We start from the raw sequence: 14625 nt of genomic DNA on the forward strand, positions 1-14625 counted from the left end.
GATCGGGTCGGCGGGCGGTGTCATCGCCGCCGCCCAGGGGAATCGGACAGAACGCGGCCCGCGGGCGAGTCGTGGAGGAGCCGCGTGACCGCCTCGACGACCCGGCCCGCGCCATCCTCACCGCTGAGGCGGTCGGCGATCCGCCGCGCGTTGTCCCGGTAGCCCTCGTTGGTCGCCGCCGCCCGGATCGCGGCGGTCAACCGGGCCGACGACAGCTCCTTGAACGGGATCGCGGCGGGCCCGACGCCAAGGGCGCCAAGCCGGGACGCCCACAGGTGCTGGTCGTTGATCAGCGGTATGCCGACCGTGGGCACGGCCGCACGCAATCCGTACGCGCAGGTGCCGACCCCGGCGTGGTGGACGACCGCGGCCATGCGCGGGAACAGCCAGTCGTAGGCGGTCTCGCCGATGGTGATCACGTCGTCGCCCTGGTGCCCCGACCAGCCGGTCTGGATCACCCCACGTGACCCGGACTCGCGCAACGCGCTCGCGACGAGGTCGGCGGTCTCGGCGTTGTCGCCGTGGGCCGTGCTGCCGAACCCGACGAACACCGGCGGCGGACCGGCGTCGAGAAAGTCGACCAGTTCGGCCGGAGGCTGCCAGTCCGGCGCTTGGTGCGGCCACCAGAAACCCACGACCTCCAGCCCTTCCCGCCAGTCCCGGGGCCTGGGCAGCAGCGTGGGACTGACCCCGTGCAGGATCGGCCACCGGTCGGCGTCGATCCGGCGGGACACCGCGGTGACACTCGCCTTCGGCAGCCCCAGTGTCGTTCGGAGTTCCCTGTTGGCCTCCCGCAGCAGCAGCGCCTGCGCGACCGACCAGTTCGTGAGGCGCCCGGCGAGCCGGTTGCCCCACCGGCCATACGACCGCGCGGACGCAAGGGACACCGGCGGGTGTTCGCCGGTCGGGTGCACGGGGTAGACGTTGAGGCCCAGCGTCGGCAGACCCATCGCTTCGGCGATCTGCCTGCCGGGCAGCCAGCCGGTGAAGTTCAGCAGCAGCAGGTCGGTGCCGAGTTCGGCGGCGGCGAGGATGCCGTGCGCGACCTCGCGCCAGTACGCCGTCAGCAGTTCCCCTCTGGCCCGCATCGAGAGCCTGGCGCCCTTTTCCGCCAGTTTCGGGGAAACCAGGACCTCCGAGTTCAGGGCGTGCACCTCTCCGGGCACCGAGCGGAACTCCAGTCCGGCGTCGGCCACCGTGGCGCCGAACGGCTCGTGCGCGGCGACGGCGACCCGGTATCCGGCGTCGCGCAACCGCGTGCCCAGGCCGACGTAGGGAGTGACGTCTCCACGCGATCCGATGGCGACGATCAAAACACGGTCACTCACAGCGGCTCCGGTGTCGACGGCGCGGACGGGCGACAGTCCGCCTCCCCATCCTCGCCGTCGTCATCGGTGGGCGACCAGGCAGAAACGGTGGCGGAACCGCCCGCGAGCGTCACTGATCATCAGGCGTAGTGGTGGAATCCGCCGCCGGACTTGCGGCCCAGCGCCTTGCCTTCGACCATGCGCAGCAGCAGTGGCGGCGGCGCGTGGAGCGGCTCCTTGAATTCCTGGTACATCGCCTCGGCGATGGAGGCGACCACATCGAGCCCGATCAGGTCCGCCAGCCGCAGCGGGCCCATCGGGTGGTTGCAGCCCAGTTCCATCGCCCGGTCGAGCGACTCCGCCGAGGTGAACCCGGACTCGACCATGCGGATCGCGTTGAGCAGATACGGGATGAGCAGCGCGTTGACCATGAAACCGGCTCGGTCGGGCGACCAGACGACCTGCTTGCCGAGCCGGTCCACGGCGAACCGCTCGACAACACCGCGGGTGGTGTCGTCGGTGGCCAGCGACGCGACGAGTTCCACCAGCGGCAGCACGGGCACCGGGTTGAAGAAGTGGATGCCGACGACGGACTCGGGGCGGCTGGTGGCGTGCGCGAGCCGGATGATCGGGATGGACGAGGTGTTGGACGCCAGCACCACGTCCGGCGCGTCCAGGACCCGGTCGAGGTCCTTGAACACGTGCAGCTTGGCCTGTTCGTCCTCGACGACGCTCTCGATGACGAGCTGCCGGTCGGCCAGGCCTTCGAGCTCGGTCACGAACGACACCCGGGACAGCGCGTTGTCTCGCGCGGATTCGGTGAGCCTGCCTTTGGAAACGGCCCGGTCGAGGGACGCGGTCAGCCGGTTGCGTCCCCGGTACTCGGAGTCCCGGCCGGACACGGCCACGCGGACGTCGATGCCCGCCATGGCGCAGACCTCGGCGATGCCGGAGCCCATCGTGCCGCAGCCGACGATCCCCACCCGGTCGATCGGGGCGGCCACGGTTCCGGTGTTCATGCGATGTCCTTTCGTCGCGCGCAGGCCAGCCGGTCCAGGGCGGCCACGAGTTCGCCCGCACCGTCCTCGGTGGCGATGCGGGAGCTCAGGGCACCCGCCGCCTGCCGGTAGCCGGGGTTCGACAGGGCCGAGGAAATGGATTCGGCGAGTCGTTCAGCGGAGAGCTTCTTGTACGGGACCGGCGCGGGCCCGGCGCCGAGCGCGGCGACGCGACCGGCCCAGAACGGCTGGTCGCCCAGGATCGGAACGCCGACAGTGGGCACACCGGCGCGCAGACCCGCGGCGGTCGTGCCCGCCCCGCAGTGGTGGACCACGGCGGCCATGCGGGGGAACAGCCACTCGTGCGGCGCCTCGCCGATCGTGATCGTGCGCTGGCCGCGGCTGACGAGGTCGGCCCAGCCCGCCTGGATCACGCCCCGCGTCCCGGCCAGGCGCAGCGCCTCGTCGACCAGCGCGGCGATCCTGGGCGCGTCGTCGATCTTGCGGCTGCCGAACCCGATGAACACCGGGGGCTCACCGGCGTCGAGGAACTCGGCGAGGTCGGCGGGCGGCTGCCAGTGCGCCGCGACCGCGGGCCAGAGGAACCCGGACACCGACAGCGCGGGCCGCCAGTCCGCGGGCCGGGGCAGGACACTCGGGCTGTACCCGTGCAGCACCGGCCAGGTGCTCATCCGCTCGGTCATCTCGCGCTTGCTCAACGCGGGCAGTCCCAGGCGTGACCGCAATTCCGCCGTGGCGCCCCGGAGCAGCCTGCCCATCATCCCCAGCACGAACTGGCCCGCGGCGCGGTTGCCCCACGGTCCCAGCGAACCGCCGACGCCGAGGAACGACGGCGGGTGCTCCGTCGTCGGGAACACCGGCTGCAGGAACACGCCGACGCTGGGGATGCCCAGGCTCTCCGCCACATGCACGCCCACCTGGGCGGGCATCGACAGCAGCAGGACGTCGGTCCCCTCCTTGGCGACGGCGAGGATCGCCTCGCCCAGTTCGAGCGTCTTCTTCGCCACTCCGCGCGCGGCCTGCGTCGAGTTCTCCGCCTGGGTCCACTCGCCCGCGACCGCGGGGTCGCCGGGGATCTCGCGGAATTGCGCGCCACAAGCCCGAATCAGCTCGGCGAACCGGGGATAGGCCGCGATCGCGACCTCGTGTCCGGCCGCGCGCAAGGGGGCCACCAACCCGGTGTAGGGCGCGACATCGCCCATGGTCCCCACTGCCACCACAAGAACTCTCACTGCGTCTCTCCCTTTGGGCACACGCGGATCACGCGTCGTAGGACTGGTGTCGGGCGGTCAACTTCTCCAGCACCGGCACCACGTCGCCGGGGCTGGGGTCATTCGTCATCTCGGCGCGCAGCCGGTCCGCGCCCTCGGCGAACCTCGGCTCGTCCAGCAGCCTGCGCAGGCCGTCGCGCAGCGCCTCCGGCGTCAGCTCGTCGGCCGGGATCAGCAGGCCCGCGCCGACCTCGGCCGTGCGCCGCGCCCGGTAGGAGTTGTCCCAGACCGACGGGAAGATCAACTGCGGGGTGCCGGACACCGCGGCGGTGGACCACGTCCCGGCGCCGCCGTGGTGGGCGATGGCCGAACAGGTCGGCAGCAGCGCGTGCAGCGGCACGAAGTCGACCGCGTGCACGTTGGCGGGCAACCGGGAGATCCGGGCGCGCTGGTCGGCGTTCAGCGTGGCGACGATCTCCACGTCGAGATCCCCGACGGCGTCGAACATCCCGTCGAGGGAACCGACGAGGTAGTCCGCGCCGTCCCGGGCGGTCAGGCCCACCGTCAAGCAGACCCGCGGGCGGGTGGGCGGCTCGCGGAGCCAGTCGGGCACCACCGCCGGGCCGTTGTACGGCACGTAGCGCATCGGCACCGTGTGCTCCCCGAGCGGCAGGCGGATGCCCGCGGGCATCTGGTCGATCGTCCACTGGCCGCGCACGGTCGCCTCGTCGAACAGCAGGCCGTGCCGGTCGAGGACCCCGCCGAGCCACTCGGCGAGCGGGTCCGGCTCGTTCCCGAGCAGCCGCAGATACGTCAGGCGCTGGTTGAGGAAAAGGTCGGCGCCCCAAAGCAAGCGGGCGTGGGCCGCGCCCACCGCCTTGGCCGCGATCGCGCCCGCGAAGGTGAACGGCTCCCAGATCACCAGGTCCGGCCGCCAGTGCCGGGCGAACCGAACCAGGTCGTCGATCATCGAGTCGTTGTTGGCGTGGGCGAAGAACTTCGACGGCAGCAACTCGTTGAGCGCCCGGAGGAACGCCGGGCTCTGCACCTCCGGGCGGGTCGGGTCGAGGTCGATGGCGTTCCACGGGGTGTCCGCGGCGCCGTCGACCTCGAACCCGGACATCGCGCCGAGCAGGGTGTGGTCCTCGCCGACCGGCACCGCCGTCAGCCCGGCCGACGTGATCGTGTCGGTGAGCGCGGGCTGGCTGGCCACGCGCACCTCGTGGCCTGCCGCGCGCAGGGCCCAGGCCAGCGGGACCGAGCCCAGGTAGTGGGCGTCGAGGGCGAACGATGTGAACAGGACACGCAAGGCGATCAGTCTCCCGGTGCGAGAACGTGTGGGCTGTCGATGAACGCGAGCAACATGTCGTCGGTGACGTCCCGACCGACGCCGCGGTGTGGGCGGGTCATCCGGCGCCGATCTCGCTGTCGATGAGCGCGAACATCTCGTCGTCGGTGGCGTCGTCGATCACGTCCCGACCGTCGCCGCCGCCGGTGTGCTTGGCCAGCAGGCCACGCACCCGGGCCAGCAGCTCGGACCGGCCGAGGTCGGCCGCTGCGAGCCGGTCGATCGCCTCGTCGACCCGGTCGAGTTCGGCCAGCAGCGCCTGCGCGGCCGACGGCTCCCCGGCTGTCATCTCCGCCCGCAGGAAGTTGACCAGGTCCGCGGGCGTGGGGTGGTCGAAGACGAGCGTCGCGGGCAGCCGAAGCCCGGTGGCCGTGGTGAGCCGGTTGCGCAGCTCCACCGCGGTCAGCGAGTCGAAACCCAGGTCCTTGAACGGCCGCGCCTGGTCGACGGAGCCGCCCGACTCGTGGCCGAGCACCACCGCGACGTGGGTGTGGACCAGGTCGGCGAGCACCTGGTCGCGGCGGGTGGCGGGCATCGCCGCCAACTGCTCGACCAGGGAGACCACCCCGGCCGTCGCGGCGGCGGCGGGCCGCCTGCGGGTCATGCCGCGCAGCAGCGACGACGACACGGTGGCGAGATCGAGCCGGATGGGCACGAGCACCGCTTCGTCTCGGGCCATGGCCGCGTCCAGCAGCGCCAGTCCCAGTTCCGCCGACAGCGGCAGCAGGCCGCCACGGGCCATCCGCCGGTGCCAGCCGGTGTCGCCGTCGAGGTGGGCCACCATGTCGCCGGCGAGCGCCCAGTAGCCCCACGCGAGCGAGGTCGCGGGCAGGCCCGCGGCGCGGCGGTGGGTCGCGAGCGCGTCGAGGAACATGTTGGCGGCGGCGTAGTTGCCCTGGCCTGGGGCGCCGAGCGTGCCCGCGGCCGAGGAGAACAGCACGAACGCCGCGAGATCGGCCCCGCGGGTGAGCTCGTGCAGGTGCACCGCTCCATCTACTTTGGACTTGAAGACGGCCTCGACCCGCTCCGGGGTCAGCGATTCGACCAGGCCGTCGTCGAGGGTTCCGGCGGCGTGGAAGACCGCGGTGAGCGGCCGATCGAGCCGCCCGAGAACCTCGGCCAGCGCACCGCGGTCAGCCACGTCGCACGCGGCGACGGTCACCGAGGCGCCTGCCTCGGCGAGTTCGTCGGCCAGTTCGGCGGCGCCTGGCGCTGCCGCGCCGCGACGGGACAGCAGCAGCAGGTGTCGAACCCCTTGCGTGGTCACCAGATGCCTGGCCACCAGCCGCCCGATCCCGCCGCCCGCACCCGTGATCAACACGGTCTTCTCCGGGTCCAGGGCGGGAGCCCGCACGGCGCCCGCACCCGGCTGCCTGCGCAGCCGCGGCGCGTGCACCTCGCCACCGCGGATCGCGACCTGCGGTTCGCCGGTGGCCACGGCGGCGGCCACCAGGCTGTCCGTCGCACCCGCGTCGAGGTCGACGAGGACGAACCGGTCCGGGTGTTCGGCCTGGGCGGACCTGACCAGTCCCCACACCGCCGCCTGGGCGGGGTCACCCTGCGCGCCCCTGGTGAGGATGACCAGCCGCGCGCCCGCGAACCGCTCGTCGGCCAACCATCGCTGGAGCAGGTCGAGCACCCGGTAGGTGTGCGTGCGCGCTCCCGTCGCCCACCCGGTGTCCTCAATGGACAGTTTGACCGCGACAACCCGCGCCGACTGCGGCGCGTCGTCCAGGTCCTCGACGAACACGAGGTCGACCGGAGGGGGCGTGGCCAACGGCGTCCACGCCACGGTGAACAGCGATTCGGCGACCGGGTCGCCCGCCAGGGAGAGCTGTTCGGCCGCGATCGGCCGGGCGACGATCGAGCCAACGGACGCGACCGGTGCGCCATCCGGGCCGCAGAGGTCGACGGCGAACGTGTCCGCCCCGGCCTCGACGACGCGGACCCGCAGCGCGGACGCGCCGACCGCGTGCAGCCGGACGTCGGTCCACGAGAAGGGAAGTTTCGGCGTCATCGGGCCGACACCCGCCGCGCCCAGGACGGCGGCGTGCAGCGCGGCGTCGAACAGGGCCGGATGCAGGCCGTACCCGTTCGGGTCCGCGCCCTCGGGCAGCGCCACCTCGGCGAACGTCGCGGTGTCGCGGCGCCACGCCCGGTTCACCCCCTGGAAGGTGGGCCCGTACTGGAAGCCGCTGTCGGCCAGGCTGTCGTAGAAGGCCGTGACGTCCACCTCGGTCGCCCCGGGCGGCGGCCACTCGGGCATGGCCACCGCGTCAGCGGGCGCGCCGGACTTCAGGCTGCCGACGGCGTGGCAGGTCCACTCGGCGTCATCCGGCGCGTCGTCGGAGAGGGAGTAGACGCTGACCTTGCGCCTGGCGGACTCCTCGGGGCCGACGACGACCTGCACCCGGACACCGCCCGCGAGCGGGAAGGTCAGCGGGGCCTGGACCGTGAGTTCCTCCAGGACGTCGCAGCCGACCTCGTCGCCCGCGCGCAACGCCAGTTCGACGAACCCGGTCCCCGGCAGGAGAGCCACCTCGTGGACGGCGTGGTCGGCCAGCCAGGGATGCGTGCGCGGCGAAAGCTTGGCGGTGAACAGGAAACCGCCGGATTCCGGCAGCGCCACGGCACCGCCGAGCAGCGGGTGCCCCGGCGCCGTCAGGCCGAGCCCGGCGGCGTCGGCCGCGGGCGCGTCCTCGTTCTCCAGCCAGAACCGGCGCCGCTGGAAGGCGTAGGTCGGCAGGTCGATCCGCCTGCCCTCGCCGCCGAACACCGCACGCCAGTCGACGTCGACGCCGTGCGCGTGGGCTTCGGCCAGCGACCGCGGGAAGCGGTCGCCCTCGTCGCGGCGCAGCGAGCCGAGCACGGCCGCGTCCACCCCGGCCTCCTCGATGAGGCCCTGCAATCCCAGCGTCAGCACCGGATGCGGGCTCGACTCGATGAAGATCCGATACCCGTCGGCCAGCAGCGCGCGCACCGCGCCGACGAAGTCGACCGGCTGCCGGGCGTTGTCGAACCAGTACTCGGCCGTCAACTCGGTCAGGTCCGTCCGGCTCGCGGTGACCGTCGAGTAGAACGGCACGTCGCCCGCTCGCGGGGACAGCGAACTCAACCGCGCCAACAGCCGCTCCCGCAGGGGATCGATGTGGGCGGAGTGGTTCGCCACCGTCGCCGGGACGACTCGCGCGCGCACCCCGTCGGATTCGCACGCCGCGACGAACTCGGTCAACGCCCCGATGTCGCCGGAGACGGTCGTCGACCGCGGCCCGTTGACACCGGCCACGAGCAGGGCGTCACCCCACTGGGCGAGTCGGGTCCGGACCTCGTCGACCGGCAGGACCACCGACGCCATCGCGCCACTGCCCACGAGGTCCGCAGCGAACAGGCCGCTGCGGACCGCCACCACCTGAGCCGCGTCGGCCAGCGACAGCCCACCCGCGACACACGCGGCGGCGACCTCACCCTGCGAGTGCCCGACCACCGCCGCGGGCTCCACACCGTAGGAACGCCACAGCGCGGCCAACGACACCATCACCGTGAACAACGCGGGCTGGACGACCTCGATCGCGTCAAGGCTTCGCGCACCCGGACGGGCACACAGCACATCCATCAGGGAGAAGTCCAGATGCGGCTCGAAAGCCGCGACGCACTCCTGCACCCGGGCCGCGAAGACGGGCGACGACTCGATCAGCCCGGCCGCCATCTCCACCCACTGCGAACCCTGCCCGGGGAAGACGAACACGACGCCGCCCTCGACGAGCCGTCCCCGCACGACCTCGCTCGCGGGCAGACCCGCCGCCAGCGCCCGCAGGCCGGTGTCCAGCGCGTCGCGATCCGACCCGAGGACGACCGCGCGGTGCTCCAACGCCTTGCGGGTGGTGGCCAGCGACCAGCCGATGTCCACCGGGCACGCCGACTCTTCCGACTCGGCCGCGAACGCCAAGAGCCGGTCGGCCTGCCCGCGCAGCGCGCTCTCGTCGTGGGCCGAGACGGGCCACGGCACCACGGCGGGCGACGCCGCGGTGACCGGCGGCTCCGGCTCGTCGGCCTGTTCCAACACCACGTGCGCGTTGGTTCCGCTGACCCCGAAGGAGGACACCGCGGTCCGCCGCGGGCGATCCACCTCGGGCCACGGGACCTGCTCAGTGAGCAGCCGCACGGCACCGGCCGACCAGTCGACCTGCGGAGTGGGCTCGGCCACGTGCAAGGTCTTCGGCAACACGCCGTTGCGCATCGCCAACACCATCTTGATCAGACCGCCGATACCCGCCGCCGCCTGGGTGTGACCGATGTTCGACTTGAGCGAACCCAGCCACAGCGGCCGCTCACGCTCCTGCCCGTAGGTCGCCAGCACTGCCTGCGCCTCGATCGGGTCGCCAAGGCGGGTGCCCGTCCCGTGCGCCTCGACAGCATCCACATCGGACACCGACAGACCGGCATCGCGCAACGCGGCCCGGATCACCCGCTGCTGCGACGGGCCATTCGGCGCCGTCAAGCCATTCGACGCGCCATCCTGGTTCACCGCCGACCCACGAATCACCGCGAGCACCGGATGCCCATTGCGCCGCGCGTCGGACAACCGCTCCAACAAGACCATGCCCGCACCCTCGGAACCGTTGGTGCCATCGGCGTCCGCGCTGAACGACTTCGCCCGACCATCCCGCGCCAACCCGCGGAGCTTGCTGTACTCCAGGAAGAACGCCGGACGCGACATCACGGTCACGCCACCGGCGAGCGCCAGCGGGCACTCACCCCGGCGCAGCGACTGCACCGCCAGGTGGACCGCCACCAGCGAGGACGAACAGGCGGTGTCCACGGTCAGCGCGGGCCCTTCGAGCCCGAAGGTGTACGAGATCCGGCCGGACGCGACGCTGATGGCGCTGCCGTTGGCGAGGTAGCCGCCGTACTCGGCCGAGGAGGCGGCGGTGGTCATCTGCCCCATGCCGTACCCGCTGGCCATGACACCGGCGAACACCCCGGTCTGGCTGCCGCGCAACGACACCGGGTCGATCCCGGCCCGCTCGAACAGCTCCCAGGCGGTCTCCAGGAACACCCGCTGCTGCGGGTCCGTCGCGGCGGCCTCGCGCGGCGAGATCCCGAAGAACGCCGGGTCGAACTCGGCGGCGCCGGACATGAATCCGCCCTCGCGCACGTAGGTGCGGCCGGGGCGTTCGGGGTCGTCGTCGAACAGGTTCGCCAGGTCCCAGCCGCGGTCGTCCGGGAATCCGGTGATGGCGTCGCGGCCTTCGGCCAGCAGCCGCCACAGGTCCTCCGGCGAGTCGACGTCGCCCGGGTACCGGCAGCTCATGCTCACGATCGCGATGGGCTCGGCCTCACCCGCCCACTGGGTCGGGGCGTCCGGCTCGCGCACGGCGACCGAGGTCGACGTCGGAACGAGTTCGGCCACAAGGAACTCGGCGAGCGCCCGCGGATTCGGGTGATCGAAGACGAGCCCGGCCTGCAGGCGCAGACCGGTGACCGACGACAGCCGGTTGCGCAGTTCCACCGCCATGAGCGAGTCGAAGCCCAGTTCCTTGAAGTCGCGGCCCGCCTTGACCGTGTCGCCGGACCGGTGCCCGAGCACCGAGGCGACCTCGGCGAGGACCACCGAAAGCACCACCTGTGCGCGCTGCGGCGCCGGAAGCGGTGCGATGCGCGCCACCAGGGCGTGCTCATCGGCCCGTCCGCTCGCGGCACGGCGGGTCGTGGACCGCACCAGGCCCCGCAGTTGCGCGGGCAGCGTCCCGGTTCGCGCGCGGGCGCGCAGGGCCGTCGGGTCGAGCCGCACCGCGACGGAGACGGGGTCGCCGAGCGCGGTGGCGCTGTCGAACAGGTCCATGCCCTGCGCCGTGGAGAGCGGGAGAACGCCGGTGGCGCCGATGCGCCGCCGGTCCTGCTCGCTCAGCCCGCCGGTGAGCTCACTGTCCTGCGCCCACAGGCCCCAGGCGACCGAGGTCACGGGCAGTCCCGCGGCGCGCCTGCCCGCGGCGAACGCGTCCAGGAACGCGTTGGCCGCGGCGTAGTTGCCCTGGCCCGCGGTGCCGAACACTCCGGCAGCCGAAGAGAACAGCACGAACGCGCTCAGCTCGCCTGCCAGACCGTGCAGGTTGAGCACAGCGTCCACTTTGGACTTGAAGACGGTGTCGATCCGCTCGGGCGTGAGCGACTCCACCAAGCCGTCGTCGAGCGCGCCTGCCACGTGCACGACCGCGGTGACCGGGTGCGCGGCGAGCAGCCGCTCGACCCCGGCCCGCTCACCCAGGTCGACCGTGACGATGGTGGCCTCGGCGCCCAGCCGCGACAGCCCGGCCACCAGATCAGCCGCGCCGGGAGCGTCCGCACCGCGGCGACTCGCCAGCACCAGCCGCCGCACACCGTGCGCGCCCGCGAGGTGTCGGGCGACCAGCCCGCCCAGGGTGCCGGTGCCGCCGGTCACCAGCACGACGTCGTCCTGGTTCCACACCACACCGTCCACGGCGGCGGGCGCCCGCACGAGCCGCTGCGCGAACACCGCACCGTCGCGGACCAGGACCTGCGGCTCATCGGACCCGGAAACGGTGACCAGCAGGGTGAGATCGGCCCTGTCGTCGGCGTCCACCAACTGCAAGCGTCCCGGGTGCTCGGCCTGAGCCGACCGCACCAGTCCCCACGCGGCGGCGTTGGCCACATCGTCCGGGCAGTCGCCCGCCGCGCCGCTGGTGACGAACACCAGCCGCGAGCCCGCGAACCGCGCGTCGCCCAGCCACGCCTGGACCATGCCGAGAACGTGTCCCGTCGCCGCCCGGGCGGCGACCGCCAGGTCCGGCTCCGGCCGGGCCGCGACCCGCACGAACACCAGATCGGGAACCGGGGCTCCGGCGTCCACGGCCTTGAAGAGATCGCCCAACTCCGCGAACGAGTCCGCGCCGGACCAGGCGTCCGCGCCGACCACCACCGGCGGCCCGGCGGACGGGAGCGCCTGCGGCAGCGGGACCTCGGTCCACACCGGCCGGTACAGGTGATCACGGGTGGAGGCGGCGGGCGCGGTCATGGTGCGCACGAGCAACGAGTCGACGGTCATCACCGGGCGCCCGACGGCATCGGTGACCAGGACCGCGAACGTGTCCGCGCCGTTCGGCGTGATCCGCACCCGCAGCGTCGACGCGCCGGTCGCGTGCAGGGCGACGCCGGCCCAGGAGAACGGCAGCTTCGGGGTGTCGAGGTCGGCGACGGCCGCCACGGAATGCACCGCCGCGTCGAACAGCGCGGGGTGCAGACCGAATCCGGTGGTCGCGAGGTCGGCGCTCGGCTCGATCTCGGCGAACACCTCCGCGCCCTTGCGCCAGGCCGCCCGCACGCCACGGAAAGCGGTCCCGTACTCCAGGCCGCTCTCGGTCAGCCGGTCGTACAGGTCGGTGATGTCGACGTGGTCGGCCCCGGGCGGCGGCCACTCGGTCAGCTCCTCCAGCGGTCCCGCGACCGCGGGGGCGACCGTGCCGGTCGCGTGCGCGACCCACTCGCCGCCCTTGTCGGTCCGCGCGTGCACCGCGAGGGAACGGCGGCCCGACTCGTCCGGCCCGCCGACGGTCACCTGGACCTGGACCGCGCCGGAGTCGGCCAGGACCAGCGGCGCGACCAGCGTGAGGTCCTCCACCACCGGGCACCCGGTCTCGTCGCCCGCCCGGATGGCCCAGTCGACGATCGCCGTGCCGGGCACCAGAACCGTGCCGCGCAGGGCGTGGTCGGCCAGCCACGGGTGCGTCGAAGTGGACAGCCTGGCGGTGAAGACGAACCCGTCCGTCTCGACCAGGGGGACGGCGGCACCCAACATCGCGTGGTCCGCGGAGTCGAGCCCGGCCGACGAGACGTCGGCGGCGGCGGCGGCGGCGGTGTCGAACCAGTACCGCTGGTGCTGGAACGCGTAGGTGGGCAAGTCGACATTGGTTCGGCCCGCGTGCCCTTGGCCTTCGAACACCGAACGCCAGTCGACGTCGACACCGTGCGCGTGGGCTTCGGCCAGCGACCGCGGGAACCGGTCGCCCTCGTCGCGGCGCAGCGAACCCAGTGCCGCGGCGTCCACCCCTGCCTCGTCGGCAAGGCCCTGCAATCCCAGCGTCAGCACCGGATGCGGACTCGACTCGATGAACACCCGATACCCGTCGGCGAGCAACGCCTTGACCGCACCGGCGAAATCGACCGGCTGCCGGGCGTTGTCGAACCAGTACTCGGCCGTCAGCTCCGACAGGTCCATCGGGCTCGCGGTGACCGTCGAGTAGAACGGCACCTCGCCCGCCCGGGGCGACAGCGTTCCCAATCGCGCCAACAGCCGCTCCCGCAAGGGGTCCACCTGGGCGCAGTGGGTCGCCACGGTGGACGGCACGATCCGCGCGCGCACGCCGTCCGCCTCGCACGCCGCGACGAACTCGGCCAGCGCGGCGCTCTCGCCGGACACCGTGGTCGCCTGGGGTCCGTTGATCCCCGCGACGGACAACGCGTCACCCCACTGGGCCAACCGCGACCGCACCTCGGCCACGGACAGCACCACCGAGGCCACCGCGCCGTTGCCGACCAGGGCTTCGGCGAACAGGCCGCTGCGAATCGCCACGACCCGGGCCGCCTCGTCCAACGACAGTCCACCCGCGACACACGCGGCGGCGACCTCACCCTGCGAGTGCCCCACCACCGCCGCGGGCTCCACACCATAGGAACGCCACAACGCCGCCAACGACACCATCACCGTGAACAACGCGGGCNCACCACCGCCGCGGGCTCCACACCATAGGAACGCCACAACGCCGCCAACGACACCATCACCGTGAACAACGCGGGCTGGACAACCTCGATCGCGTCAAGTCCCCGCGCGCCCGGACGGGCACACAGCACATCCATCAGCGAGAAGTCCAGATAAGGCTCGAAAGCCGCCACACACTCGGCCACCCGAGCCGCGAACACCGGCGACGACTCGATCAGCCCCGCCGCCATCCCGGCCCACTGCGAACCCTGCCCGGGGAAGACGAACACCACCCCCGGATCACCGGCGGTGCCCCGAACGACCCCGGGCGCGGCAGTGCCCGCAGCCAGCGCTTCCAGGCCTGCCAGCAGTTCACCGCGGTCGGCGCCGAGCACGACCGCCCGTTCCTCCAGGGCCGCGCGACCGGTCAGCGAGGTCCACGCGGCGTCGACGAGCGGCACGTCCGGCCGCGCCTGGAGGAACGCCGACAGGCGCGCCGCCTGCGCACGCAGCGCGTCCGCACCATGGGCGGACAGCGCCAACGGGATCTGACCCGACCACACGGGCGCGGGCTCGGGCTCCGCGTCGACGGCCTGTTCCAACACGACATGCGCGTTGGTGCCGCTGACCCCGAAGGACGACACGGCCGTCCGCCGAGGGCGATCCACCTCGGGCCACTCGACCTGTTCGGTCAGCAACGACACCGCGCCCGCCGACCAGTCCACCTGTGGCGTCGGCTCCACCACGTGCAGCGTCTTCGGCAACACGCCGTTGCGCATCGCCAACACCATCTTGATCAGACCACCGACACCCGCCGCCGCCTGCGTGTGACCGATGTTCGACTTGAGCGACCCCAACCACAGCGGCCGCTCACGACCCTGCCCATAGGTCGCCAACAGCGCCTGCGCCTCGATCGGGTCACCAAGGCGCGTCCCCGTCCCATGCGCCTCCACCGCGTCCACTTCGGACGAAGTCACCCCGGCGTCGGCGAGCGCGGCCCGGATCACCCGCTGCTGCGACGGGCCAT

Annotated in this window: 6 protein-coding genes; all 6 read right to left on the reverse strand. The window is 72.7% G+C overall.

The window, feature by feature from the left end; all coding sequences use genetic code 11:
* Window positions 1–20: 20 nt before the first annotated feature.
* Window positions 21–1328, reverse strand: coding sequence for a glycosyltransferase (locus GPZ80_RS17880; protein ID WP_187221506.1), 1308 nt, complete (start codon window positions 1326–1328; stop codon window positions 21–23).
* 119 nt (window positions 1329–1447) lie between these two features.
* Window positions 1448–2326, reverse strand: a complete 879-nt coding sequence (locus tag GPZ80_RS17885) for a 3-hydroxybutyryl-CoA dehydrogenase (protein ID WP_222719447.1) — start codon at window positions 2324–2326, stop codon at window positions 1448–1450.
* The gene (locus tag GPZ80_RS33745) at window positions 2323–3558 is read right to left on the reverse strand and encodes a glycosyltransferase (protein ID WP_187221507.1); all 1236 of its coding nucleotides are present in this window, start codon (window positions 3556–3558) and stop codon (window positions 2323–2325) included. Before GPZ80_RS33745 ends, GPZ80_RS17885 begins: the two co-directional genes overlap by 4 nt.
* A 28-nt stretch (window positions 3559–3586) precedes the next feature.
* A complete protein-coding gene (locus GPZ80_RS17895) occupies window positions 3587–4846 on the reverse strand; it encodes an activator-dependent family glycosyltransferase (RefSeq protein WP_187221508.1) in 1260 nt (419 codons plus the stop codon).
* Between the two features lie 97 nt (window positions 4847–4943).
* Window positions 4944–13604, reverse strand: coding sequence for an SDR family NAD(P)-dependent oxidoreductase (locus GPZ80_RS17900; protein WP_312880412.1), 8661 nt, complete (start codon window positions 13602–13604; stop codon window positions 4944–4946).
* On the reverse strand, window positions 13601–14625 hold a 1025-nt coding region (locus tag GPZ80_RS17905; RefSeq protein WP_187221510.1), incomplete at its 5' end, for an acyltransferase domain-containing protein. The genes GPZ80_RS17900 and GPZ80_RS17905, both read right to left, overlap by 4 nt.

Source organism: Actinokineospora xionganensis (genome assembly GCF_014323725.1).
Classification (GTDB): Bacteria; Actinomycetota; Actinomycetes; order Mycobacteriales; family Pseudonocardiaceae; genus Actinokineospora; species Actinokineospora xionganensis.

Coding starts and splice junctions, on each gene's coding strand:
- GPZ80_RS17885 (WP_222719447.1), bottom strand. CDS start 2,326: ATGAACACCGGAACCGTGGCCGCCCCGATCGACCGGGTGGGGATCGTC.